General features: G+C 45.8%; 20 protein-coding genes and 1 riboswitch. Of the genes, 7 read left to right on the top strand and 13 right to left on the bottom strand.

Features of this window, described 5'->3' with window-relative positions; translation table 11 throughout:
- Positions 1-17 precede the first annotated feature (17 nt).
- Positions 18-1274: a voltage-gated chloride channel family protein gene (locus GO495_RS27875; RefSeq protein ID WP_157303235.1), complete on the bottom strand. Its 1257-nt coding sequence runs from the start codon at positions 1272-1274 to the stop codon at positions 18-20.
- Between the two features lie 47 nt (positions 1275-1321).
- Positions 1322-1400, bottom strand: a riboswitch (Fluoride riboswitch).
- Between the two features lie 105 nt (positions 1401-1505).
- Here GO495_RS27875 and GO495_RS27870 point away from each other — a divergent pair.
- The gene (locus tag GO495_RS27870; protein ID WP_157303234.1) at positions 1506-2345 is read left to right on the top strand and encodes a phosphatase PAP2 family protein; all 840 of its coding nucleotides are present in this window, start codon (positions 1506-1508) and stop codon (positions 2343-2345) included.
- 3 nt (positions 2346-2348) lie between these two features.
- Here GO495_RS27870 and GO495_RS27865 read toward each other — a convergent pair whose 3' ends face one another.
- The 5 genes from GO495_RS27865 to GO495_RS27845 are packed head-to-tail and all read right to left on the bottom strand — an operon-like array spanning position 2349 to position 8681.
- Positions 2349-2537, bottom strand: coding sequence for a hypothetical protein (locus GO495_RS27865; protein WP_157303233.1), 189 nt, complete (start codon positions 2535-2537; stop codon positions 2349-2351).
- A gap of 35 nt (positions 2538-2572) precedes the next feature.
- Entirely contained in the window at positions 2573-3655 is a 1083-nt protein-coding gene (locus GO495_RS27860; protein WP_157303232.1) for an efflux RND transporter periplasmic adaptor subunit, read from the bottom strand.
- The gene (locus GO495_RS27855) at positions 3648-6893 is read right to left on the bottom strand and encodes an efflux RND transporter permease subunit (protein WP_157303231.1); all 3246 of its coding nucleotides are present in this window, start codon (positions 6891-6893) and stop codon (positions 3648-3650) included. The genes GO495_RS27860 and GO495_RS27855 overlap by 8 nt, the downstream gene beginning before the upstream one ends.
- Positions 6894-6896: 3 nt before the next feature.
- Positions 6897-8297: a TolC family protein gene (locus GO495_RS27850; protein WP_157303230.1), complete on the bottom strand. Its 1401-nt coding sequence runs from the start codon at positions 8295-8297 to the stop codon at positions 6897-6899.
- 48 nt (positions 8298-8345) lie between these two features.
- The gene (locus GO495_RS27845; protein ID WP_157303229.1) at positions 8346-8681 is read right to left on the bottom strand and encodes a hypothetical protein; all 336 of its coding nucleotides are present in this window, start codon (positions 8679-8681) and stop codon (positions 8346-8348) included.
- A 131-nt stretch (positions 8682-8812) separates the two neighbouring features.
- Between GO495_RS27845 and GO495_RS27840 the strand changes: the two genes are divergently transcribed.
- The 4 genes from GO495_RS27840 (at position 8813) to GO495_RS27825 (ending at position 12515) form a co-directional block, all read left to right on the top strand.
- Positions 8813-9508 carry a LytR/AlgR family response regulator transcription factor gene (locus GO495_RS27840; RefSeq protein WP_157303228.1) on the top strand — a complete coding sequence of 232 codons (696 nt, stop codon included), beginning with the start codon at positions 8813-8815 and terminating at the stop codon, positions 9506-9508.
- A gap of 135 nt (positions 9509-9643) precedes the next feature.
- The gene (locus GO495_RS27835; RefSeq protein WP_157303227.1) at positions 9644-9838 is read left to right on the top strand and encodes a hypothetical protein; all 195 of its coding nucleotides are present in this window, start codon (positions 9644-9646) and stop codon (positions 9836-9838) included.
- Positions 9839-9961: 123 nt separating this feature from the next.
- Entirely contained in the window at positions 9962-12160 is a 2199-nt protein-coding gene (locus GO495_RS27830) for a hybrid sensor histidine kinase/response regulator (protein ID WP_157303226.1), read from the top strand.
- Between the two features lie 175 nt (positions 12161-12335).
- On the top strand, positions 12336-12515 hold the full coding sequence (locus GO495_RS27825) for a hypothetical protein (RefSeq protein ID WP_157303225.1): 180 nt from the start codon (positions 12336-12338) through the stop codon (positions 12513-12515).
- Positions 12516-12707: 192 nt separating this feature from the next.
- Here the strand turns inward: GO495_RS27825 and GO495_RS27820 are convergent, their stop codons facing one another.
- From GO495_RS27820 to GO495_RS27805, 4 genes are all read right to left on the bottom strand, one after another.
- Positions 12708-13160, bottom strand: coding sequence for a nucleoside deaminase (locus tag GO495_RS27820; RefSeq protein ID WP_240915355.1), 453 nt, complete (start codon positions 13158-13160; stop codon positions 12708-12710).
- A 153-nt stretch (positions 13161-13313) separates the two neighbouring features.
- Positions 13314-15920, bottom strand: a complete 2607-nt coding sequence (gene clpB, locus GO495_RS27815; protein ID WP_157303223.1) for an ATP-dependent chaperone ClpB — start codon at positions 15918-15920, stop codon at positions 13314-13316.
- Between the two features lie 148 nt (positions 15921-16068).
- A complete protein-coding gene (locus GO495_RS27810) occupies positions 16069-17979 on the bottom strand; it encodes a DUF3857 domain-containing transglutaminase family protein (protein WP_157303222.1) in 1911 nt (636 codons plus the stop codon).
- Positions 17979-20003, bottom strand: coding sequence for a transglutaminase domain-containing protein (locus GO495_RS27805; RefSeq protein WP_157303221.1), 2025 nt, complete (start codon positions 20001-20003; stop codon positions 17979-17981). The genes GO495_RS27810 and GO495_RS27805 overlap by 1 nt, the downstream gene beginning before the upstream one ends.
- Before the next feature lie 91 nt (positions 20004-20094).
- On the opposite strand from GO495_RS27805, the gene queG reads away from it, so the two are divergent.
- Together queG and GO495_RS27795 are read left to right on the top strand one after the other, a co-directional pair.
- Positions 20095-21021 carry a tRNA epoxyqueuosine(34) reductase QueG gene (gene queG / locus GO495_RS27800; RefSeq protein WP_157303220.1) on the top strand — a complete coding sequence of 309 codons (927 nt, stop codon included), beginning with the start codon at positions 20095-20097 and terminating at the stop codon, positions 21019-21021.
- A 92-nt stretch (positions 21022-21113) separates the two neighbouring features.
- Entirely contained in the window at positions 21114-21656 is a 543-nt protein-coding gene (locus GO495_RS27795; protein WP_157303219.1) for an RBBP9/YdeN family alpha/beta hydrolase, read from the top strand.
- Between the two features lie 33 nt (positions 21657-21689).
- On the opposite strand, the gene araA is transcribed toward GO495_RS27795, so the two are convergent.
- From araA to GO495_RS27780, 3 genes are read right to left on the bottom strand one after another with little or no spacing between them, the layout of a single operon-like run.
- Entirely contained in the window at positions 21690-23195 is a 1506-nt protein-coding gene (gene araA, locus GO495_RS27790) for an L-arabinose isomerase (RefSeq protein ID WP_157303218.1), read from the bottom strand.
- Positions 23196-23213: 18 nt separating this feature from the next.
- Positions 23214-23909, bottom strand: coding sequence for an L-ribulose-5-phosphate 4-epimerase (locus tag GO495_RS27785; RefSeq protein WP_157303217.1), 696 nt, complete (start codon positions 23907-23909; stop codon positions 23214-23216).
- Positions 23906-25543 (bottom strand): ribulokinase, encoded by a 1638-nt coding sequence (locus tag GO495_RS27780; protein WP_157303216.1) that lies wholly within the window; start codon positions 25541-25543, stop codon positions 23906-23908. Before GO495_RS27780 ends, GO495_RS27785 begins: the two co-directional genes overlap by 4 nt.
- Positions 25544-25731 lie beyond the last annotated feature (188 nt).

Raw genomic sequence — 25731 nt, 5'->3', positions numbered from 1 at the left:
TTAATATGAAGATGAAATTATTTCTTTGAAACTTCTATGCGCTGTGCACTGTAAATACCTGCATGTCCGCTGAAATAGTAAGCCGTAAAACAGGCAACGGCAAAATACAGTGCATGCTCCGTGCCAAAAAGTTCTACTCCCATTAATGTACAGGCTATAGGCGTATTAGTGGCCCCTGCAAATACTGCAATAAAACCAAGGCCGGCGAACAGGTCTGTGGGAGCGCCCAGTACTACCGCCAATGTATATCCCAAAGTGGCACCGATGAAGAACAGGGGCGTTACCTCTCCTCCTTTAAATCCCATCCCCAGTGTGACAGCCGTGAAAAGTAATTTCCAAAACCATGCCCAGGCGGGGATATATCCGCCTTTAAAAGTATTGATAATACTGATACCGGCAGGATCGGCAGAAGTGACACCTAATCCTGTGTAATCATATGTTCCCAGTATCCGGCAGAGTACAATGATAATAACACCTCCTGCAACAGGAATGAGCCAGGCGGGCCGGATATACTGTTTAGCATATTTTTTAATATTATGTATGCAGGTGGAGAAGGCGAAACTGGCCAGTCCGAAAGCCACACCACAGATGATCACCTTTGCCAGTAACAAGGGGTCAAAATGTTGGGGATCGCGAAATAAGATCTGGTAATGGGTATGATGGATGCCCCAGGCGCTGCATACATAATCGGCGAAGACGGCAGCGATCAGGCAGGGAATAAGGGCATCGTAGCGGATAACGCCAATAGCCAGCACTTCCAGGGCAAATACCGCCCCTGTAAGCGGGGTACCGAATACAGCCCCGAAACCCGCGGCTATCCCGGTCATGAGCAGGATGCGTACATCGGCGGGCTTTAAGCGCATCCAGCGGGCCAGGAGCTGGGCCATACTGCCGCCTATCTGTACAGCAGTACCTTCCCGGCCGGCAGAGCCCCCGAAAAGATGGGTAACGACAGTGGTAAGCAATACTAAAGGCGCCATACGGGCAGGTACTCCTCCTCCCGGTTGATGGATTTCATCCATGATGAGGTTATTACCCGCTTCGGAGTTTTTACCGAATAGCTTGTAAATGAGATAGATACCTATACCGGCTATGGGCAGGATATATAATAACCACAGATGATGATAGCGGTATTGGGTCACGAATTCCAGTAGCCAGAGGAAAAGGGCTACCAGTGAACCTACAATAATTGATACGGGGATGATGATGATGGTCCAGCGGATAAGCTGATAAGCGATCGTGAATTGTTCTAATGACTGTCTGATTGATCTCATAACCTACAAATAAAAAATATGATGCTCCTTTACAGCAGCATCCGTTACTATTTGTAGGCGCCATCAGACCGGCTTTTGAGCGCCCGGACGGTTCTTGTGCAGGAAGACACCATTTCCTGGTATAGGGACAAATATAGCATGTTAGTGCTAAAGATTAACATTTTCTTATGTGTATCTTCAGAAAGTCTTTAGAATGTTATTGCAATTTTGCCTTTAATCAAGCTGTACTAAATGAAAATACTATCATATACACTTTGCTTACAACTGTTTATACTGAATTCCGCCATTGCCTCATCCCTACCTGCAGATACCACATTACCACCTACAATTGATACCAGTTATATTCATGCAGGGCCGGTTATTGACACGAACCTTTTTCGTACAAGACCTGCGGCAGTGAAAGATTATCGCCCTACAGTGGCGGGTATGACCGTACCCATTCTGTTTATCAGTTATGGATTCTGGGCGCTGAAGAACCCTACCCTTCAGTCACTGAACCATAGTACCAAAGCAGAGCTAAGGGAAGATCATCCGAATTTCTCTACTCATATAGACAATTACCTGGAGTATGCTCCGGCTCTGGGTGTATATGCATTGAACCTGGCTGGTATTCATGGAGAACATAATTTCCGCGACCGTACCATGATCCTGGGTATTTCTACCCTGCTGATGTCCGGCACAGTAGGAATTCTGAAGAACAGTACACACGTTTTAAGGCCTGATGGCAGTTCCTATAATTCCTTCCCTTCCGGCCATACTGCCACTGCCTTTATGGGAGCGGAATTTATGCGGATGGAATATAAAGATGTAAGTCCGTGGTATGGTGTTGCCGGTTATGCGGCAGCCGCTACTACCGGTGCATTGCGCATGTATAATAACCGTCACTGGCTGAGTGATGTGGTAACAGGTGCCGGTATTGGTATCCTTAGCACCAAAGCAGCTTATTTCCTTTATCCTAAACTGCAAAAGGTATTTGCCCCTAAATCATCTATGAATGTAATGGTGATGCCTAATTATAATGCTGAGTGGAAAACATTCGGTCTGGGGCTGGTATTACTTCCTAAGAAATAAGGGTTATCCCTTTTTCCTTTTTGCATCAGCTTTATCCTTACTATCATATTCATTTTCATCATACCCTTCCAGGGTATTGTTATTGTCGTCATTAAACTCCTTTTTGGGAGCAGCTTTGGCGGCAGGAACATTAGCCGCATTTTCACGCTTTACAGCTTTGATAGTACGTTTTGCACCTGTTGTTTTCTTCATGATCATGTTTTAAACAACAGGTGCAAAAATACTGCCTATTCTATACTGACCCCATCCTTGATCTCATCTGTCCCCTGTAAGATCACCTTGTCACCAGGTACTAAATTACCGAACACTTCTGTGGAATCCGTATGTCTGTTCCCTTCCTGTACATCTACCCAATGTGTATGGCCATTCCTTACGGCTATCACGTATTTCTTTTCGGTAGAAGTGACGATAGCACTGCCTGGAACCACCAACGCCTGTACAGAACCGGTTACCGGAATGATCACTTCCGCATACATGCCCGGTTTAAGCCGGTGTTGTGGATTTTGTACATCAACTTCCACAGCTTCGGAACGGAAGCGGTCGCTCAGAGATCCTGCCTGGCGACTGATACCTCCTTTAAAATTTTCTCCCGGTAGTGCATTTACATGAAAATCTACCTGCCTGCTATCAGATAACTGTGCGCTGTACATTTCCGGGACCTGCATAACGAGACGCAGTCTGTCTTCCTGTTCCAGCATCAGCATAGGCCCTCCGCTTACACTGGTAGAAGGGCCCACCAATGCACCCGGGTGTATATTACGTTCAGTGATCACACCATCAAATGGGGCAGTCACCGTTAAGTAACTACGGGTAGCTTCCAGCGCACGGAAATTGGCTAGTTCACTGTTCATAATGGCGCTGTCTGCCAGCATGCGCGCACTGGCGACTTCTACATCATGCGGAGAAATAGTACCCGGTGTTTCACTCACGGCAACGGTACGTTCGTAATTATCTTTGGAACCCGCATAGATAGCTTTAGCCTGTAAATATTTAGACTGAGCTGCATAATATTGCTGAATTATTTCAGGTGCATCGAGTTCCAGTAGTAATTGTCCTTTCTTTACAATACTTCCTCTATCTACCATTACCGATCTCACGAAACCATTTACCCGCGGGTAGATGCTTACTTTCTGATAAGCTTCCAGTACGGCAGGTAATTGTAAACTGGAAGAAAGCGGTTCTTTCACTACTTCTGTAAGTGTGTATTTTCCGGCAGCACTTTTTCTCTCTTTTATCTTTTTCGAAGAAGCGGAATTACAGGCGGCCAGTATTACCACTGTGCTACCTATTATCAGGATCATTTTATACATGAGTAATGGATATTTTATTGTCTGCAATGTTGTTTTCTGGCATTAATGATGGAGAGTTGTAGGTCGTTTTGCGCTGGATTGCGGCATACACCAATGGTAGTATAAACAAAGCCGCCAGCGTTGATGCGATCAGTCCTCCTATTACAGCACGGCCCAGGGGAGCTGTCTGGTCCCCCGATTCACCCATACCGGAAGCCATTGGTACCATACCCGCGATCATGGCAAGGCTGGTCATGAGAATAGGCCGTAAACGGATACCCGCACTAACAATACCTGCTTTGTAAGCATCGCGGTATTCCAGCCGCAGTTTCTCAGCATTCGTCACAATAAGGATCGCATTGGCCACCGACACGCCCGTGGACATGATCATTCCCATATAGGATTGCAGGTTAAGTGTAGACCCCGTGAGCAATAACATGATCAGTGACCCTGCTATTACGGCCGGAATGGTAACGAGTACTACAAAACTCAGTTTGAAAGATTCATAATTAGCCGCTAATAAAAGGAAGATCACAACTATTGCCAGCATCAGCCCGTTTTGCAATCCGCCCAGCGTTTCCAGCAACAGACTGGAGCTGCCTTTTACTTCTGTTTTTAAACCTCTGGGAGGTGGGCCCAGTTCATCAATTTCCTTTTGTACCGCTGTAGTAGCAGTACCCAGATCTTTACCATTAATGTTCGCACTTACCGTCAGGAAACGGCGGGGACCGGCACGGTCGTATTCTCCCGGCATCTCGCTGTCGGAGAATGTGGCTACATCTCCCAGCACAGGCCTTGGCTGCCCTTTCACCAGGGGGATTTCTTTCAGATCATTTACGGTTTGCATGCTATATTCCGGGATCTGTACCTGCACCTGGTAAGTGTAGGCGCCTTTCTCATCCAGCCACTGGTTCTTTTCGGAGAAACGGCTGGAGGATGTAGAAGCAGTAACAGAACGGGCCACCTGGTAAATATTCAACCCCATCTGTGCTATTTTAAAGCGGTCTACATTGATATTGATAACCGGGTAATGTAAAGGCTGCGCGATCTGTACATCTCTCAGGAAATCGATCTGTTTTAATCTGTCTACCAATTGCGTAGCATACTTTTCGATTTGCTGCATGTCTTTACCGGCTACACGTACTTCTATGGGAGTGGCAGCACCCTGGCTCATGATCTTTTCAGTCATATCTATTGGCTCAAAAGAGACACGTAATTCAGGGTAATGCGCAGCGATCGTATTCCTCAGTTTATCTTTTAATTCATCGATGTTCACCTTGTAATGTTCGTCGAGATTTACCTGTAATACCGCTTCATGTGTACCTGCATTGAACACGTACAGATTACTGGAACCAAAGCTGCTGGGGATCAATCCCACGTAAGCAGAACTGATAGCAACATTTCCATCGGTGGTACTGTCTATCAGTTGTAATACCTGGTGTACTTTTTCTTCTGTACGTTCCAGTCTTGTACCATCCGGTTCACGCAGGCGTAGCTGGAATTGTCCGGTATTGATGTGCGGCATCAGGTCTTTACCTATCACTATGTAACAGGTAGCTGCTGCGCCGAATGCAACGATCACGTACATTGTAATGACTAAAGCAGAACGTTTGCCTAACATTTCCAGTGTGCGGATGAACCATGATTTGAAGCGTTCGAAACCACTGTTTTTTTCAGGGTGTTGCTGCTGATCTTTCAAATGAGTATTTACCTCGTCGATTTCTTCCTGGTCAAGGGCAAGGCCTGCATGTGCATGCGGCTGTCCGTGGTGGTACTGGAATTTCTCTTCTTTCAGCCACCAGTTGGCAATTACCGGCACCAGTGTTTGTGCAGCAAAGAAGGAAGCGATCATCGCAAACCCTATCGAAAGAGACAAGGGTAAGAACATTGCTTTCGGCACGCCCGTCATAATGATCGAAGGGGCAAACACCGCCAGGATACAAAGCAGGATAAGTAACAGCGGGAAAGAGATCTCTTCGCAGGCATCATAGATTGCCTGTCGTTTGGATTTACCCATTTCCAGGTGCTGATGGATATTTTCTATCGTTACTGTAGCCTGATCAACTAATACCCCTATGGCTAAAGCAAGACCGCTCAGGGTCATAAGGTTGATGGTTTGTCCGGCGAGTTGTAACCCAAGTACAGCGCATAATATAGCGATCGGTATAGTAATTACGACCACCAGGCAACTCCTTAAATCGCCCAGAAAAAGCAACACCATGAGACCCGTTAAAATAGCGCCCAGTATACCTTCTGTCATCAGTCCTTTCACGGCATTCATCACCGCTACGGACTGGTCAAACTCGTAAGTGATCTTTGTGTCTTCGGGCAGCAGGCTTTGCATTTCCGGCAGTTTCGCCTTCAATTGTTTCACTACTTCCCAGGTAGATGCATCTGCTGTTTTCACAACAGGCATATACACAGAGCGTTTCCCGTTAACCAGCGCATAATCCACTGTCACATCAGCAGCATCAGCCACATTCGCCACATCCTTTACGAATACGGTAGAATTGCCATCCGTCGTGATCGGAATATCCCCGAAATCCTTCACTTCCTTTTCCAGTGAATTGATGGTAGTGAGATACATTTTATTGTTGATGCGGATATTGCCGGAGGGTGTCATCGCATTATTCTTTGCGATAGCTTCCACTACCTGGTCTGCACTCAGATTATAACTACGGAGACGGTCCGGAGTGATGTTCACCACCACAGAACGGGCATTGGCGCCAAATGCAGGAGGCGCTGAAAGGCCGGGCACAGATGCGAACATAGGCCGGATACGCGTATTAGCCAGGTCATAAATGTCTTTCAGCGATCGTGAAGGAGAACTGAATACCAGTTGTCCGACGGGCAGTGAAGAGGCATCAAAACGTACTACCTGCGGCGGTGCGGCCCCTGGAGGAAAGAAGTTCATTGCACGGCTTACCTGTAGGGCTACCTGAGCAGAAGCTTCAGCCATATTGGTACTTTCATAGAAAGTAAGCTTGATCATGGTGAGGCCCTGGATATTTTTACTGCTGATATTTTTGATACCATTTACATACAGGAACTGATCCTGTAAGCGGGTAGCAAAAAAGCCTTCCATTTGCTGGGGAGACATCCCCCCGTAAGGTTCTATCACGTAGATGGTCGGCAGGTTAAGTTTTGGGAAAATATCTATGGGTATACTGATAACTGCCAGTATTGAAAAAAGGAACAGGCCCAGGGTCAGTACGACCACGGACAAGGGCTTTTTCAGAGCAGTAGATACTAATGACATAATTTACTTTTTAGCGGATTCTAAGTTTTGTACTAACTGCTGAATATGATTGCTGGCAAATGCCTGCATGAAAAGCGCCTGCCAGGCTGCGTTGTGTGTCTGTACCAGGTCTGTCTCTGCACGGTTCAGTACATAGAGGGCGTTGGTCACTTCTATGATGTTGGTAAGCCCACCCTTGTACAGCGCCATTTTCTGCATCGCAGCAGCCCTGGCAGCGTTCAGTTGCGCAGGCATTTCCAGCAGCTTATCCATAGAAGTACGGATATCTATCTGTGCCTGCATCAGTTGGTTGTCCAGCAGGGTATGCGACGCTTCCAGCTGATTTTCCGCCGCCTGTGTACGGATGCGTTGCTCCCTCATTTTATCGCGGGTATGACCGATATCGGTGAAGTTGTAAGCAACGCTTACACCTGCGAGGTAGTTGTAACGGCTGTAGCCGATACCGCTTAAGAAAGGCTTATTGATATCATTGTATTGCGTACTGGAACCCCGCATCCATCCGGCGGCCATTAATGAGACTTTCGGCAGGGCATCCTTACGGATCACGTCCTCATGTTTCTTCTGCTGATTGAATAGTGCATTATAGTATTGCAGGGCCGGATGTTCCGGCTGTACGGCCGCCGTATCAGAAGCGCTTTCTAATAGTTGCAGCAAGCCTCTGTTATAAAGGGTGTCCGGTTGTATCGCGGTACTGTCCAACCCGGTCAGAACACCCAGGTGCATACGTACCTGGTTGTACCCGTTCTGCATATCCAGGTAATTCAATCTTGCTTTAGATAATTCAGCGGCGGCGATGGAACTGTCTACGCCGGGTTTAAGACCATGTAATACGATTACGGTAACCGCCTGCTGTACTGATTTTGTACGGGCAATATTATCGGCCTGTATACGCATCAGCGCATAGTATTGCAGCATTCTTATATAATCCTGGATAACGGAAACCGTGAGGTCATTAGCGGTAATATCTGCATCCGCGCTATATACCTTTTGTTGTTGCAGCGCTTCTTCGCGTTTACTCCGGTAAGCCCCGAAATTGTATACTTCCCATTGCATCTGTGCCAGGGCGATATTGCCACTCATTACCGCTGAACGGTTGTCCTCTCTTATACCACCAGAGGTGGAAGGAATGGTACTCATGGGAAAATAAGACCCGTATATACCGTTATCCGTACCGGCATTCACTTCATCTAAAACTTTCATAGAAGGCCACCACTGGTGCTTTACATCTGTGGTATGCGCCCCTGCCGCTTCAGACAATGACTTTTTAACTTTTAAAGATGGATAGTGTTGCAGCGTAAGCGTGATAGCCTGCTGCAACGGTAATTGTGCAAAAGAACAGGGGACAAAACCTATGACAAGGCATAGCAATATCACCCACGTTCCTGCAGTAATGTTACATCGCATACTGACGGAATATGTTTAAGAAAATAAAATTGATAAAGAGATATGAGATCAGGCTGTGGGTGGCCCTCTCCAGTGATTGAGAGATACGGCTACGCTGATATAGGACTGGGTGTAGCCTTTATAATGAGAACGGATAAATACGTAATGGGACCTGATCCTGATACTTGAAACAAAGAAGCATTGTTCGTGGAAGTCATTCAGGGCTTTTGTGCGGTAAAAGAACCGTTGCTGTTTCTCGCCGAAAGAAAGGTCTTTTATACCGGGATAAGTACTTTTAACAAGACGCTCCTGTGCTGAAGAAACAGTACCATGTTTCTCCCCCTGCACTATCTGCAGCAGGAATAAACAAGAAATTAACAGTACTAGCCGCTTAAGCTGTTTCAATTGAGACCTTTTTTAGAAGTTGCAAGATATTTATTATGTGTTACATTTTATAGTGGGAACAATCTTTTTAAGCAAATTATAATCTGCCGGTACCGCAATCTTAGGGACGATGTTTCGTTATATTTGCACGTATGAACTGCCTGATTGTTGATGACAATAAAATGGCCCGCACTGCAATGAAGCAACTGGCCAGCCACGTAGAACAGCTGCATGTACTGGGCGAATGTGCCAGTGCTATAGAAGCCTACAACCTGTTACAGAAAGAAAAGATAGACCTCCTCCTGCTGGACATTGAAATGCCGGGCATGAGTGGCATAGAGCTGACCCGCAACCTGGGTAAAAAAGCACCTGTCATTATCTTCACTACTGTAAAAAAAGACTATGCAGTAGAAGCCTTCGAGCTGAACGTGGCAGATTACCTGATAAAGCCGGTAAGTCCGGCCCGCTTCATCCAGGCTATTCAAAGGGCCAGGGAAATCTGTGAGGGGCAGTCGCAGGACCTGCAGGTATCCGACAATGAATTTGTCTTTATACGGGATAACGGGGTGCTGAAACGTGTTAAAATAGACGAGATCCTGTTCCTGGAAGCTATGGGCGACTATGTAAAGCTCCATACTCCGCAAAAATATTATGCTATTCATACCACTCTTAAAGCGGTGGAAGAGAAACTGCCTCCCGGCCGTTTTATGCGTGTTCACCGTTCCTACATAGTGGCACTGGACAAAATAGAGGCCATTGAGGATGGTACTATAGTGATCCTGAAAAACGCAGTTCCGGTTGCAGATGCTTACAGATCAGTGCTTAACAGCAGGTTAAACCTGTTATGATCGTCCCAAAACGACAGTTTTTCCTTTTCTAACGATCGCTAATGCCTTTTAAACAACTTGTGACTGTTTCAGGTGTTATGTAGATGTACCTTTAGGTCATCATACTAATCAATCACAAAACAAAAAAAAACTACAATGAAAAAGTTAGGAATAATGATGGCTGCTGCCATGCTGTTAGTTGGTACCGCTACTTTCGCTTCTGCTGCTAAACCAGTTGCTAAAGCTAAACAGGCTACTAAAACTGAACAAACTGCAAAACCTAAGGCGCATCACAAACATCACCACAAAGGTCACAAGAAAGCAGCAACTACAGCTCCGAAAGCTAAATAAGGTTTAATTACCTCTGCGAATGATCAATCGCGAATTACCCTGGGGATATAACCCATCGTAATCCGCTATTGATCATTCGTTATTATCTTAACCTGCTTTCCAGCGAACCATTATCGAATCTCTATGCAGCCTAAACAGATTAAATATTACTTGTTAGGCCTGTTCATAACAGGCATGGTATTATTTATTGTGCTGCAGTTTAACTCCTCCCAGAATATACGTAAACTGATCACCGGTAATGAACAGTTACTGAATGAGCTGAACGTAAAGAACGAACTTCAGAAGCTGCAAACCAGCATCGCTAAAACAGACAGTAAAGTAAGAGGTACTGTCATCTCCCAGGATACTCTTAACATCACCGGCATTGAAGCCGAAGTTGCCGTTATCAAGGCCGATCTTAAAGAGATCAATAAACTTATTCTCAACGATAGTACGGAGAAGCTGCTCACTCAGCTGAACTACCTGGTAGAAGAGAAAAACCGGTTCAATATTGCCGTGCTTGACTCTTTTTACAGCCATGGAAAATGGTCTGCAGAAAGACTGATCAATGCGCAAAAAGGTAAACGATTGGGGGAAGCCATTAACGGCATCCTTCACCAGCTCGACACTACCCGGCAAACCGAAGTAAACCGTACTACCCATCTTATAGACACCAGCGGTCAGAAAGCGCAGAACTGGGGCACCATCATGATGGTGTTTGCCTGCATTTCAAGCATACTGGCCTTCCTGTATATTATCGGCAGGATCCATAAACAGGAACAACTGATAGATGCACTGGACCAGTCGCAGCAACAGGAGAAAAAACTGACTGCCATCAAAGACCAGTTCCTGGCTAATATGAGTCATGAGATACGTACGCCCATGAATGCAGTGCTGGGCTTTACCAACCTGCTGCAACAACAACCCATGAACGAGAAATCGAGGGAGTACGTAACTGCTATTCATAGTGCCAGCGAGAACCTGCTGGACATCATCAATGATATACTTGATATTTCTAAAATAGAATCAGGCATGATGCGGCTGGAACCTGTATCATTCAGCCTGCGGGGTATGTTACATTCCCTCCAAACGATGTTCCAGCCCAAGGCGACAGAGAAACAGCTGTCTTTGAGCGTGGAGATTGAAGATACAGTACCGGATATTCTTTTCGGAGATGTCATGCGTCTGACGCAGGTGCTGGTGAACCTTACCAATAATGCTATCAAATTCACCCACCAGGGGAAAGTGAGTATAGCGGTAAGCAAACTGGGAGCAATAGATCAGACAGTGCGGCTGTTGTTTACAGTCACCGATACCGGTATAGGTATTGCGGCCAATAAACTCTCTGCTATCTTCGATCGCTTTAACCAGGCGGAAGCTGATACTACCCGTAAATATGGTGGTACCGGGCTTGGACTTACCATCGTAAAACAGCTGGTAGAACTACAGCACGGGGCTTTGATCGTTGAAAGCGAACCTGGTAAAGGCAGTTGTTTTAAAGTAGAATTACCTTATACATTAGGGGAAATGTTACCTGAAAACGGTGACGGCTATTCGCAGGAGAATTTTATCCTGCCGCAACAACCGGATATACGCCTGCTGGTAGCAGAAGATAACAAGATGAACCAGGACCTGCTACGTCATTTACTGGGTAACAGGCAACTGCATTATCAACTGGTAACGAACGGGCAGGATGCCATTAATGCGCTCTCTAAAAATCATTTCGACCTTGTGCTGATGGATATACAGATGCCGGAAATGGATGGTTATACTGCTGCCAGGAAGATCCGTAGTGAACTCCACTCCAATATTCCTATCATCGCCATGACGGCACATGCCATGGCCGGTGAAAGGGAGAAATGCCTGCAGGCAGGCATGAATGAATATCTGGCTAAACCCATACGGGAAGATGAATTATACAGGATGATACAGGTATTTACCGGTAAAAACAGTTCACCCGAGTTATATATTTACCATAACGGGCATCATGCTGACGGGGATAGTAATATTTTACAGTTACAATATTTACAACAGTTGTCTAAAGGTGATAAAGATTTTGAGAACGGGATGTTGCAACAGTTTATTACACAGCTTCCGGAAGATCTTGCGCTATTGAAAAAAGCTATTTCGGAAGAGAATATTGCTGATATCCGTAGTGCTGCTCATAACCTGAAAACAACGATCTCTTTTATTGGTCTGGAATCAAGATTATACCCTTTACTGGAGCCTATGGAAACATTGGACGCAGCCAGCTATAATGTGGCAGATATTGCTGATAAATTCAACACACTCAAGCAGTTGTGTATGCAGGCTATGCAGGAAACACTCAACATCCTGTTATAATATAGCTTTAATTATCTATTCATAATTTCTCATTAATCAAGCCCTGACTTTGCTTTTTCCTTTTTCAACGACAGTTATTCCCTGTTCACCGAAACCGGTTCAAAAACAGTAATCAGCAGACGTACATTTACATCAGAAATTATAAACAAAATAATAACTCTTAAAATTTACAATCATGAACATCAAGAAAAGTCTTATTGCAGCAACTTTATTATTGAGTGTTAGCGCTTTCACTTTTGCTCAGACTCCAGCAGCTCCTGCTAAGCCAGCAAAGAAAGCTAAAATGGAAAAACCAGCTTCTGACACTGCTAAGCCAGCTAAGAAAGCTCACCACACTCCAAAGAAAGCTGCTTAATCAGCAATGCTTCAACGGTAATAGAAAAGGCAGACCATGCGGTCTGCCTTTTTGTTTTTTATGCATGTCTTTGCTACAAATACGGGATTGCGGGGCCAATTATGTTTGTACAAACGAAATATCACAGGGGCATTTGTTTTTAGCTCCGTAGGAGCTACGTGTTTGTAGAGAATAAGATTTAATAAGAATCTTTTAATACAAAGTCTTATCCCCTTTCTTCTGCCAGTCTTTAAACACGTCTATCGCTTCTTTCACCGGCAATGCTATTAACGGGATCTTCTTATCCGCATGTGGAACCTGTAACTCCTCATAAATAAAAGAGTCATCAAAGTCAATGGCCGCTGCATCGTCCTTTGTATTGGCAAAATAGACCCGTTGCGGCCTTGCCCAGTAGATAGCACCCAGGCACATCGGACAAGGTTCACAGGACGTATATATCTCGCAATCCGCCAGCTGAAAAGTACCCAGATGGGTACAGGCTTCCCGTATAGCCATCACCTCTGCATGGGCAGTAGGATCATTATTACTTAATACCTGGTTCCAGCCCCTGCCTACAATCTCATCACCCCGTACCACAATAGCTCCGAAAGGACCTCCGTCACCGCTTTCCATCCCTTTACGGGACAGTTCCACGGCTATTCGCATAAAGTGATTTTCTCTTTCGCCCACCATATCTTTTTTTGTTTCAAATGTAAGGAATTAAGATGCGACAACAGCATACATAAAAAAACCCGGACAAAGAATTGTCCGGGTATTCTGTAACTGTATATCGTCGTATTTAAAACTATTTCAATTGCATTAAGCGGCATGATTATTCCTGATCACCACTACTCCGTCAAATACATCTATCAATACCGGTTTAGACTTATCAATATCGCCCGCCAGTATCTTTTTACTTAACAGGTTTACTATTTCTTTCTGTATGAGACGTTTCAGCGGTCTTGCTCCAAAGGAAGGATCATACCCCTGTATCGCCAGGTACTCTAATGCATAATCTGAGAAATCCAATATTATGCCATTTTGTGCGAGCAGGTTTTTCAATTGTTGTAATTGAATGTTAATTATTCCCTTAATCTCGTCGCGTAATAATGGCTGGAACATAATCACTTCATCCACACGGTTCAGGAACTCCGGTCTGATGGTCTTTCTCAGTAATTCCATTATCTCGGCCTTGGTGGCATCAACTATCTTTTCGCGGTTCTCTTCGTCTATCTTCTCAAAATTATCCTGGATAATCTGGCTACCCAGGTTGCTGGTCATAATGATAATGGTGTTCTTGAAGTTCACCACACGGCCTTTGTTATCAGTCAGGCGACCATCATCCAGTACCTGTAACAGGATGTTGAAGACGTCCGGATGCGCTTTTTCGATCTCATCCAGCAGTACTACGGAGTAAGGTTTACGCCTTACGGCTTCTGTGAGCTGCCCGCCTTCATCATAACCCACATATCCCGGAGGAGCACCCACCAGGCGGCTTACCGCATGCTTTTCCTGGTACTCACTCATATCTATACGGGTCATCATACCGTCATCGTCGAACAGGTATTCTGCCAGGGCTTTTGCCAGCTCCGTTTTACCTACACCGGTCGTACCCAGGAAGATAAATGAACCGATGGGCTTTTTAGGGTCCTGCAAGCCTGCACGGCTGCGCCGGATAGCATCAGAAACGGCTATAATAGCCTCTTCCTGCCCTACTACACGCTTGTGCAGCTCATCTTCCAGTCTTAACAGTTTATCCCTTTCACTCTGCATCATACGGTGCACCGGTATACCGGTAGCCTTGGCCACATTTTCTGCTATATCTTCTGCATCTACCTCTTCTTTTAAGAGGCGTTTATGGTCTGTTGAGATCTCAGCCAGTTCGGCGGTGTATTTCACCACCAGTTCTTCCTGTTCTTTCACTTTACCATAGCGTATTTCCGCTACCCTGCCATAGTCTCCGTTACGTTCTGCCTGTTCAGCTTCCTGTTTCAGGTTTTCTATAGCAGCCTTTGCATTCTGTAATTTGTCTACAATCTCTTTTTCTGCCTGCCATTTTGCTTTAAAGGTGTTGCGTTGTTCTCCCAGCCTGGCTATTTCTTCATTCAGCTCACGCAGTTTCACTTCATCATTCTCACGTTTGATGGCTTCCCTTTCAATTTCCAATTGACGGATCCTGCGTTCCAGTTCATCCAGTTCTTCCGGCATAGAGTTCATTTCCAGGCGGAGTTTAGCCGCACTTTCATCAATCAGGTCTATGGCCTTATCGGGCAGGAAACGGTCTGTAATATAGCGGTGAGATAATTCTACCGCGGCAATGATCGCATCATCTTTTATCAGTACATGGTGGTGACTTTCATAACGCTCTTTCAATCCGCGAAGGATAGAAATCGCATCTTCCACACTGGGTTCATCTACCATCACCTTCTGGAAACGGCGTTCCAGGGCCTTGTCTTTTTCAAAGTATTTCTGGTATTCGTTCAGGGTGGTAGCACCGATAGCTCTTAACTCTCCGCGTGCCAGCGCCGGCTTCAGGATGTTTGCGGCATCCATAGCGCCTTCCATTGCTCCTGCACCTATCAGTGTATGGATTTCATCAATGAACATAATGATCTGTCCATCACTTTCAGTGACTTCTTTAATCACGGCTTTCAGTCTTTCTTCGAACTCACCGCGGTATTTGGCGCCTGCCATCAATGACCCCATATCCAGGGCATAGATGATCTTGGTCCGCAGGTTCTCCGGAACGTCACCGTTAATAATACGGTGTGCCAGTCCTTCTACGATAGCAGTCTTACCCACCCCTGGTTCTCCCACGAGTATAGGATTGTTCTTGGAACGGCGGGAAAGAATGTGTAAAGTCCGGCGGATCTCTTCATCACGACCAATTACCGGATCAAGTTTACCCTCGCGGGCCAGTTCATTGAGGTTCTTGGCGTATTTCTGTAAGGAGTTGTACTGGTTTTCCGCAGTCTGGGAGTTAACGGTACTGCCTTTACGTAATTCCTTAATGGCAGCTTTCAGTCCCTTTTCGGTAAGCCCTACGTCCTTCAGCAGTTTGGCGGTATCATCACTGCCTTCTAGTAAGCCTAACAGTAAATGTTCTACGCTTACAAATTCGTCTTTAAATTCTTTTATACTGGCGCCAGCTCTCAGCATCGCTGTGTTGGCATCGCGACTCAGTACCTGTCCTCCTTCTCCACTTACACGGGCATATTTGCCTATTTGATCATCCAGCCTGGATGACAGAAAATTTACGTTTACGTTGTTCTTTTTAAGCAGGTAATCAATAGAGCTGTCCTGATCATTCAGTAGACTCCTGAGCAGGTGCCCTGTTTCTATAGCCTGATGCTGACTGTTAAATGCCAGCTGTTGTGCCTGTTGCAGGATCTCCTGCGATTTAATGGTGAAATTATTAAGATTCATAAGTGTTTATTTTGTTTCACGTTAATGAACACGCTTAATAACAACAAAACATGCTCCAAGGTTATCCATGAAGCAAATTTGGCAGAAAATAAAATAACCGACTGCTTTTTTAACAGATTTAGCGCGGTGTACCTGCAATTATTTCAGGTTAGTTCCTGACCAACACCAGCTTTGCCCTGTCAGCTTTATACATAGCACCATAAAATGAAGCCAGTTCGGGAAAAGAAGTTGCAGGATACAGTCCCTCTTTAATCGATACGTTACGGATATAGGTGATGACGTTACCTGTTACAGTAGCCTGACAGGAATAATTACCGAAAGTGCTTTTCAAACTTACTGACTGAGGAACAGATTCCGGCATGTATCCCTCTGGTACGGTGATCAGAACGGTGTCTGCATCCCGGTAAGAGGAACGCAACAGGATGTCGGATAACCGGGGAACATCTGCGTCCGGACGGATAGTTGTTTTATTCAGCAGGTTAGGCACTATGAACATACGCTTACCTGAAATACTTGCATAATTGTGGGCAGAGATTTCCAGTTGCTCGTCTATAGCCGGCAATTGTTCTGCCAGTTCTTTGCATTCATATTTATTTACATCATAGCTGGGCAGGGATAAATCCTTCTTCAGTATCTCCAGTTGTTTTTCCCTGGATAACTGATGCAACCTTCCCTGGAGATCATCCTGCTGCATGCCTGTATAGTGGGTAACGGCATTCAGCAGCATATCTCCATTATCATTTATATTGGCAGTAATACGTCTTAACTGCAGGTTTTGCTCCATGCTGTAAGCAGGCGTATGCACCAGTTTACTTCCCTTTTCACTGGCTATCAGTACCGGCCTGTTAGCAGTAAAACTACTCAGGTAACCTGCGGGCAAAGTAGTACTGGTACATTCAAGCCAGGTAGTATCCTTTGTACCTGGTACACATGCAATTACATGATTGAACTGATTTGAAGGGAAGCCTTCTTCAAATGTAATCTCATTATCTCCTCCGTACACGAGTACACAAAATGCAGGTAAGCCCGCTTCTTTCAGCAGGGAACACATATAATTAGACAATGCTTTGCAATCACCATATCCGTTAGCAGCAACATAATTGGCATCAAAGGTCTGCCATCCTCCTATTCCCAGCTGTACACTCACATAACGTGTATGCTGCTGTAAATAATGATAGAGCTTTGTGATCTTTTCCTCCCGGCTAAGGCCATCGGTTAACTGGTGTACCGTTTGTTTTACGGCCTCGGGTAACTGGTCCCGTCCCTGATTAAGCGTATACATAAAGCGGCTCATTTCTTCCCAGGTATTCATACTTCCTTTGTAACGCTGTATCTCAAAATCTGCAGGTGCCAGTAATACAGCAGCGGTGCGTCTGTGCCAGTCAGTAACAAATCTTTCATCAGGTAATACCGTGAGATCTTTGACCTCCCAGCTATAGGTACGTGTATCCTTATCTGTTGTAATGACAGGTTCTCCTTTATAATGAAAACTTTGGTAACGCAGCGTAAAGTCCAGCGGCACATTCACAACCAGTTTACTTTTTTCTACGCTGAATGGTTCATCCTCTTGCGGAATCCATTCGGGAAATGTAAAGGTATTATTCTCCTTTACCTCTATCTCATATTCTACGGTATAAGGATACACAGTATAATAAAAGGAATGCCTTTTAATACGGTCGTCCGACATCAGGGAGCTACCTACACCACTGAGGTCTTCAACATCACTTTGTTTCAATCGCTTTAACTGTTTCCCGGCAGCATCGTATAATGTACCACTGATAGAACGGATGCTTCTCAGTTTATCATAGTAATCAATAACCTTTGCATATTTGTCTCCACTTGCATCCAGGACTGTTATAGCATAACGGTGTACTATTTTTTTCTCTGAAAGAGACGAGACATTTACGACCAGTTCCTCCATACGTTTTATGGCATGTGCTTTTTCTTTTAAAGCAGCAGGAATAGCAGCGACTGAATAATCAGGATCACCGGCAAAAGCAGGTTGCAAATAAAGGATGCAGATAAGGATACCTGACAGCTTGTTATTAAAGAGGGACATTATTTAGTTTTTTTCAGTACTATTTGTTCAGCCTGTTTTTTCACGACCATATCAAAGAAATCGCGTAGCAAATTGTACTCGGCAGGAGCAAAAGTTGCCCTTTCCAGTTTTACCCTGGAGCGTAACTGAATCTGGTTTTCATTTTTCTGGATCAGGTATTGGAATACGCCATCCGTTTCATTTAATTTTACAATGGCCGGTTTAGGCAGTTCTTCCACTTCATATCCTTCCGGTATAGTCAGACTCATGGTATACACATCATCTACCGTAAAAGGCATTTCTACCGGGTACAAACGTTCCTGCGACTTGAAAGGATTCTCTCGCCGGGCTTCTGAAAACATAGGGTTGATATACAACATTCCGTCAGCCTCCGGCTTCATCTCAAAATCATACTTTACTTTCACCGGCACTTCATAATCATCCAGATCTTCTATAGCCGTATTACTGATAACTGTTTCTGAAGTGAAATCCCTGGAGATGGACTTGAAATATTCCTCTTTACCCTTATCTTTTATCTGAGCACGCATCTTGCATGATTCAAAATATGTGGGCATTTGCTGAAAGCTACCCTTAATTGCACCATTTTCTCCCATCAGCATTACATAGGTAGATTTTTTTTCTACCAGTGAATCAGGCTCAAAGCTGATAGCGGGAATTTCAGGGGTCATTATACGCGCATGTCCGTTATAACAACTGCCATCCAGGCGGCCGAAACCGAGGTAAAAATACGAAGCATCCATAAAATAGGTCCCGGTAGTAGTATTCACGCTTGCAATCGTATAATTAAACCTGTTGACGAGCGGGTACATTTCAAGGGTAACACCGTGCTGACGGGTACTTAATATAACCGGCGCTGCATCCAGTTTAGCCCTGCGCAACATAGCGACCAACAGCAGATTTATATCTGTTTCATTACCGTTATGCGATGAAAAAACGGTCTTCAGCGACTTCGTAAGGTAAAGACCGGAATGGCTTGTACAGGCGAAATTCTGTCTTACATAATTGTAAATACGCCTGGCCTTTGCGGTATCAGAAGTAAGACCGGCTGTTAACCCGTCTACCACATCCCCCAGATAACCATTGTTTTTATCCAGCGTCAGGCCGAAGTCTTCGTCTTTGTCCAGCTCTTCGAATAACTTTGGCCAGGTGCTCAATACGGGTTTAAGAGGCGAATCAGGATATCTGATCGTAGCAAGCTGGAACTCGATCTTTGAGATGTGATTACGCAGTGTAGTCGTGAATTCCTGCTCTTTCAGGGCAGGGACATCTTTAGTGATCCAATGAGAAGTAGTGACACTGGCTGATGCACTGCCATGTTCTGTAGGACCAGCGCCACCATTATTTGTATAACTGATATTATATGTTTTTCTGTCGTAAGACTTCTCTCCGTTCATTGTAAACTGCTGATAGCCCTGACGCAGGAAAATAAAATCAAAGTACTCCGGTATAGTTACGGAATATTCACTCCATAAACACGGATATTCTCCCTGAAAAGCCCATGGTTGCAGGTTAAAATAGAAGGGGGAACTAACCAGGTAGCTATACTCTATGATGGTTCCTTCTTTTACCGCTGGTAGTGTAAATTTCTTCTCGAGATAATCCTTTTTTAACTGATCTGTAAATACGCTTTTGCTTTCCATTCTGGTTTCCACTACTTTCCCGTTTTCCAGGTTGTAGGAAGATGCTTTGAGGTTAAGCAGCCTTTCTTCCGACTGTCCGCTTTTAAACAGTGGAATTTCCACAGTAGCAGCATCATAACCGTTTTTATCAACGATCTTCACCCGGCAGGTGCGTTTGAAACGGATCTCAAAATGGTCTCTCTCCATTTCAAATTCTGAGGTCCCGACGTCTGCAATGACCACAGCATGTGCACTGGTGTCTAATTCAAACTTTGTCTTTTCAAAATCTTTAGGGTCTATTCTTCCAAATTTCACTTTATCCTTGTCCTGAGAAAAAGCCGTAAAAGTTATAAGGCACCCAAATAGAAGGTGCATGGGGAACGCTACAGATTTGATGTGGTGCATATAGGTAAATAGTATAAGGTATATGTTGTGTATATGAAGATATGTAAAAAGTTAGAATCCGGGTATTTCATTTTAGTAACTTTACACCCGCATGAACATAACGGCAAATTATACGGCATTCATTAAGAAACAGGCGGCTGATCTGGGATTTGACCAGTGTGGCATTGCCCGTGCCGTACAGCTGGATGATGATGCCCGCAGGCTGGAAACCTGGCTGAATAAGGGAATGCATGGCACGATGCACTATATGGAGAATAACTTTGATAAGCGTATTGATCCCCGCAAACTCGTGGACAATGCGCAATCGGTGATTACACTGTTATTAAATTATTACCCTGAAGAGCAACAAAATCCTGAGGCTCCGAAAATCTCCAAGTATGCTTATGGGAATGATTACCATGAGGTAATAAAAGCCAAGTTAAAGGTCCTGTTGCTGAGAATGCAGGAAACATTCGGGGAAGTGAACGGGCGTGGTTTTGTTGACTCTGCGCCTGTGCTGGAAAGAAGCTGGGCACAGCGAAGTGGCCTGGGATGGCTGGGTAAAAACGGAAATCTTATCCATAAGCAGTCCGGTTCATTCTTTTTTATTGCCACGCTTATTACAGATCTGGCCCTGGAATATGATAGTCCGGTCGGGGATCATTGCGGTACCTGTACCCGCTGCCTGGATGCCTGTCCTACGGATGCCCTGGTAGAACCTGGCGTAGTAGATGGCAGCCGTTGTATTTCCTATTTCACGATAGAACTGAAAGAATTGCTGATTCCTGAAAACATGCAGGACCGTTTTGAGAACTGGATGTTCGGATGTGATATTTGTCAGGATGTATGTCCCTGGAACAAGTTTTCCAGGCCTAATAAAACAATTGAATTTACCCCCATACCTGCTATACTTAATTTCAGTACGAAAGACTGGGAAGCGCTGACAGAAGAGGAGTTCAAAAAGATCTTCCGCCACTCCCCCCTTAAGCGGTCCAAATACGACGGGATCCGAAGGAATCTACGTTTGAAGGGCATATAACGTTTGTGTCATTTTTATTTCTTTTCTTTTTTGCGTAAATTTAGATAAGCCAACTATCTCCGATAAAAGTATGCCTTAAAGTTTTTCTTCTTATGGAAATTAATGTTCTGACCGCTCCCGGCCTATATGGTTCCGGGCCGCAACACTGGCAAAGTGTATGGGAAAAGATGCCAGGTTACAAACGTATCGAGCAACAAAACTGGAATGAACCGGTGATGAGTGACTGGGTACACACAATTGAAACAGCAGTGGCTGAAGCCGGGCCCGATGTAGTAATCGTTGCCCATAGCTTAGGTTGTATCGCGCTGGCCCAATGGGCACAACAAACGAAACTAAAGATTAGAGGGGCCTTACTGGTGGCTCCTGCCGACACAGAGAAACAGACTTTTCCAAAAGCAGCCTCGGGTTTTGCGCCTATTCCGCTGGCTCCGCTGCCTTTTAAAAGCATTGTTGTTTCCAGTACCAACGACGAATTTGCCAGCCCGCAAAGGGCGATCGACTTTGCCAACGCATGGGGCAGCCGTTTTGTAAATGCAGGGAACAAGGGTCATATTAATGCAGATTCCAATCTGGGAGAATGGTCTGCCGGGCAATCCCTGGTAGATGAACTGGTGCGGAACTGGCACACATTATAAGTAAAAAGGCCGGAATCATTCCGGCCTTTTTTATTATTTCAATCCTTTTAACAGGTAAAAAGCTTCATTCCAGCGCAGCTCATTGCGGAACTGATATAACTCAGTGTCCTTAGCGATCCGCACGTATTCAATGCCTGCCATGTCAGCGAAGTCCTGCATATGCGCAGTAGATAAATTCTGACTGTAACAGGTATGATGTGCACCACCTGCCTGTATCCAGGCTGCACAACCGGTACGCATGTCAGGCATAGGTTTCCATAACACACGTGCTACGGGTAACTTAGGCAATTCATGTTCAGGCTCTACAGCTTCTACTTCATTTACCAGTAAACGGAAGCGGTTACCCATATCAATTACAGAGGCATTTATAGCCGGTCCTGCGGCCACGTTGAACACCAGGCGCACAGGGTCTGCTTTTCCCCCTATACCCAGCGGATGGATCTCGCAGGTAGGTTTACCGGCAGCGATGGAAGAACAGATCTCCAGCATATGCGCCCCCAATACTAAACGGTTGGAAGGATCGAAGTGATAGGTGTAGTCTTCCATGAAGGAGTTACCACCTGGTAAACCGCTGCCCATCACTTTCATGGCCCGCACCAGCGCCGCTGTTTTCCAGTCGCCTTCTCCACCGAAGCCGTACCCGTCTGCCATCAGGCGTTGCACCGCAATACCCGGCAGTTGTTCCAGGCCGTGCAGGTCTTCAAAGGTATCCGTAAACCCTTTGAAACTACCTGCTTCCAGGAATGCACGCAGCCCCAGTTCTATACGGGCAGCTTCTCTTAATGAAGCATGTTGTGCAGCCCCTTTACGAAGCGATGCCCCTACGGAATAACTTTGTTCATATTCCTGTACCAGTGTGCCTACGGAGGCATCACTTACTTCTTTGATGTATTTTACGAGGTCGCCTATGCCGTAACCATTTACAGAATAGCCGAACTGCAATTCTGCTTCTACCTTATCACCTTCAGTAACGGCTACCTGACGCATATTATCTCCCAGGCGGGCGAATTTACCACCTTGCCAGTCGTGCCAGCCACAGGCCGCACGCAGCCAGGTGTTCAGTTCACTCACTACATCGGGGTCCTGCCAGTGACCTGCCACCACTTTCCTGTTCATGCGCATCCGCGACATCATAAAACCGAATTCACGGTCGCCATGGGCCGACTGGTTCAGGTTCATGAAGTCCATATCAATCTCGCCCCATGGAATATCCCGGTTAAACTGTGTGTGCAGGTGAAGCAGCGGGCGCTGTAATACTTTCAGTCCGCCGATCCACATTTTGGCAGGAGAAAAAGTATGCATCCATGCAATGATCCCAATACAATCAGGAGCGTTATTAGCCTCCTGACAAATGCGGTAGATCTCGTCCGGTGTTTTCACAACAGGCTTGAATACGATGCGCACGGGAATATCCGGAGATGCATCCAGCCATTTGGCTATAGCCGCTGAATGTGCATCCACCTGCTGTAAAGTTTCTTCTCCGTAAAGATGCTGGCTACCTGTAACGAACCAGGCTTCGAATTGCTTCAACTGTATCATGCTATTGAATTTTTCAGATTACTGGCCGTAATAGGAATCAGGGCCATGTTTGCGTTCAAAATGTTTGCGTATCAGAGAGTCTTTCAACCGGGGACAATCCGCCCGGATGCTTTCCGTGAGGTAGGCCATCCTTGCCACTTCTTCCACTACGGCTGCATTATACACTGCTTTATCGGCTGTTTTACCCCAGGTAAAAGGTGCATGGTTGCCAACGAGGATCATTTCAACGTCCTCGTATGACAATGATCTTTCTTTCAGGCAGTTCATGATCTGAAATCCTGTTTCATGCTCATAATTCCCTTTGATCATTTCATCGTTCATGGGAGCTGCACAGGGCACATCTACGGTGAGATGGTCTGCATGTGTAGTGCCATAGATGGGAATGTCGCGCTGGGCCTGTGCCCAGGCCGTAGCATAGGTAGAGTGCGTATGCACGATACCCCCGATATGTTCCCAGTGCTTGTATAACACTGCATGTGTTTTGGTATCTGAAGAAGGGCGTAAAGCACCTTCCACTGTCTGTCCGTCGAAATCAACGATCACCATTTTATCCGGTGATAGTTGCGTGTAGGGCACGCCGCTTGGTTTGATGGCAAATACGCCTGCCTGGCGGTCTACCACGCTGACATTGCCAAAAGTGAACAATACCAGCCCCAGTGCAGGCAACTGCATATTGGCTTCGTACGCTGCTTCTTTTATGGATTGATAGCTCATGCGTTAAATTTTTCTGTGAAGGCGCCCAGTTCCTGGAATTTACGGTAGCGTTCTGCGTAGTAAGGAACGTGTTGCGCTCTTGGTTCCCATACGGTTTCAAAGCCGGAAGACATGGCTTCCTGCGCGGCACCAATGGTTGGGTATAATCCGGCGGCAACCGCAGCAAACATGGCAGCACCGAGTGCGCAGGCGTTTTCGCTGTTCACTATCTTAATAGGACGGTTCATTACATCTGCCAGCACCTGCATCGCATAACCTGATTTCTTGGCTACGCCGCCCAGTGCGATCACTTCATGGATAGGTACTCCTTCCTGTACAAAACGTTCCGCGATGCTTTGCGCACCGAAAGCGGTGGCTTCAACCAGCGCTTTGAACAACTGGGCAGCATCTACGCCCAGGTGTAAGCCTGTGACAGTGCTTTTCAGGGTATGGTTTGCATCGGGTGTACGGCGACCGTTAAACCAGTCCAGGGCCAGTGGATCATCTTTCTTTAAAGGCAGTTGCTGTGCCTGTTCAGATAAATGGGTCAGCAGTCTGCTCTCCATTTTCTGTGCATCTGCTTCATTTAATAATGCGTAAACAGGGCCCATGATGAGGCGGCGTAACCAGGCGAATACATCGCCATAAGCGGATTGTCCGGCTTCCATACCCAGCGTATCGGGTACCACGGAACCATCTACCTGTCCGCAGATACCTTTCACCAGCAGGTGTCCGGCTTCTTCCATTGGCGCAATCAGGATATCGCAGGTACTGGTACCTATCACCTTGCACAAGGAGTAAGGTTTGATACCACCGCCAACGGCTCCCATATGTGCGTCGAAAGCGCCTGTGCCTATCACTACATCAGTTGGGAGGCCCAGTTTCCCGGCCCATTCTGCGGTGATAACACCAGCAGGAACGGTAGCATCTACGGTGTCTGTGTACATATTAACGTACCGGGACAGAAAAGGATGCAACTGTTGTAAAAATTCTGCGGGAGGAAGTCCGCCCCAGGAAGCATGCCACATGGCTTTATGTCCTGCAGCGCAGCGGCTGCGCAATAATGTATTCAAGCTGTTGTTGCCGGTGAGGACAGCCGGTATCCAGTCGCAATGTTCTACCCAGGCAGCAGCTTTAGCCCTTACGGATGCATCTTCTTTGATCACATGCAGTATCTTGGCCCAGAACCATTCACTGCTGTAAATACCTCCGCAATACTGGGTGTAGTCTGTGCCTTTACTATGGGCTATTTCATTGATGAGTGCAGCTTCTTCGTTTGCGGTATGGTCTTTCCACAATACGAACATGGCATTGGGATTATGCTCAAATTCGGGCAATAATGCCAATGGCATCCCTTCTTCATTTACGGGGCCGGGTGTAGAGCCGGTCGTATCTACCGAAATCCCTTTTACCCTGTCGGTCGTTCCTGCGGGGCATTGTTTCAAAGCCTCGCGGATACTGTGTTCCAGGCCTTCCAGATAATCCAGGGGATGTTGCCTGTATTGCTGTGAAGATGGATCGCAATACTTTCCTTTCTGCCAGCGCGGGTAGTAATGTACTGCGCTACCAACTTCTTCTCCTGTAGTCACATTCACTACCAGCGAGCGTACTGAATCGGTGCCAAAGTCGACACCTAATACAAATGAATTCTCCATAACGTACGACCTCTTTGCAGACTTCCTGCCAGGCGGCAGGGATCATCTCAAAGGTATTTAGTGGTTAATAATTACATGTCAAATCGACAATTATAAAAGCCGGGTAAAAAAAACGTCCGGTAAAGGACGTTTCTGATCTAACACTTTTTGTAATATCAGAATATTTTAAATTCCCGAATCAGCAACAA

It is taken from the genome of Chitinophaga oryziterrae, assembly GCF_009758125.1.
Classification (GTDB): Bacteria; Bacteroidota; Bacteroidia; order Chitinophagales; family Chitinophagaceae; genus Chitinophaga; species Chitinophaga oryziterrae.
Note: the sequence above shows the minus strand (reverse complement) of the source record. Positions and strands in the feature narration are given on the sequence as shown.

Excerpts from the sequence above, each read along its gene's own strand:
- GO495_RS27875 (WP_157303235.1), bottom strand. The coding sequence starts at position 1,274 with ATGAGATCAATCAGACAGTCATTAGAACAATTCACGATCGCTTATCAG.
- GO495_RS27870 (WP_157303234.1), top strand. The coding sequence starts at position 1,506 with ATGAAAATACTATCATATACACTTTGCTTACAACTGTTTATACTGAAT.
- GO495_RS27865 (WP_157303233.1), bottom strand. The coding sequence starts at position 2,537 with ATGAAGAAAACAACAGGTGCAAAACGTACTATCAAAGCTGTAAAGCGT.
- GO495_RS27860 (WP_157303232.1), bottom strand. The coding sequence starts at position 3,655 with ATGTATAAAATGATCCTGATAATAGGTAGCACAGTGGTAATACTGGCC.
- GO495_RS27855 (WP_157303231.1), bottom strand. The coding sequence starts at position 6,893 with ATGTCATTAGTATCTACTGCTCTGAAAAAGCCCTTGTCCGTGGTCGTA.
- GO495_RS27850 (WP_157303230.1), bottom strand. The coding sequence starts at position 8,297 with ATGCGATGTAACATTACTGCAGGAACGTGGGTGATATTGCTATGCCTT.
- GO495_RS27840 (WP_157303228.1), top strand. The coding sequence starts at position 8,813 with ATGAACTGCCTGATTGTTGATGACAATAAAATGGCCCGCACTGCAATG.
- GO495_RS27835 (WP_157303227.1), top strand. The coding sequence starts at position 9,644 with ATGAAAAAGTTAGGAATAATGATGGCTGCTGCCATGCTGTTAGTTGGT.
- GO495_RS27830 (WP_157303226.1), top strand. The coding sequence starts at position 9,962 with ATGCAGCCTAAACAGATTAAATATTACTTGTTAGGCCTGTTCATAACA.
- GO495_RS27825 (WP_157303225.1), top strand. The coding sequence starts at position 12,336 with ATGAACATCAAGAAAAGTCTTATTGCAGCAACTTTATTATTGAGTGTT.
- GO495_RS27820 (WP_240915355.1), bottom strand. The coding sequence starts at position 13,160 with ATGCGAATAGCCGTGGAACTGTCCCGTAAAGGGATGGAAAGCGGTGAC.
- clpB (WP_157303223.1), bottom strand. The coding sequence starts at position 15,920 with ATGAATCTTAATAATTTCACCATTAAATCGCAGGAGATCCTGCAACAG.
- GO495_RS27810 (WP_157303222.1), bottom strand. The coding sequence starts at position 17,979 with ATGTCCCTCTTTAATAACAAGCTGTCAGGTATCCTTATCTGCATCCTT.
- GO495_RS27805 (WP_157303221.1), bottom strand. The coding sequence starts at position 20,003 with ATGCACCACATCAAATCTGTAGCGTTCCCCATGCACCTTCTATTTGGG.
- queG (WP_157303220.1), top strand. The coding sequence starts at position 20,095 with ATGAACATAACGGCAAATTATACGGCATTCATTAAGAAACAGGCGGCT.
- GO495_RS27795 (WP_157303219.1), top strand. The coding sequence starts at position 21,114 with ATGGAAATTAATGTTCTGACCGCTCCCGGCCTATATGGTTCCGGGCCG.
- araA (WP_157303218.1), bottom strand. The coding sequence starts at position 23,195 with ATGATACAGTTGAAGCAATTCGAAGCCTGGTTCGTTACAGGTAGCCAG.
- GO495_RS27785 (WP_157303217.1), bottom strand. The coding sequence starts at position 23,909 with ATGAGCTATCAATCCATAAAAGAAGCAGCGTACGAAGCCAATATGCAG.
- GO495_RS27780 (WP_157303216.1), bottom strand. The coding sequence starts at position 25,543 with ATGGAGAATTCATTTGTATTAGGTGTCGACTTTGGCACCGATTCAGTA.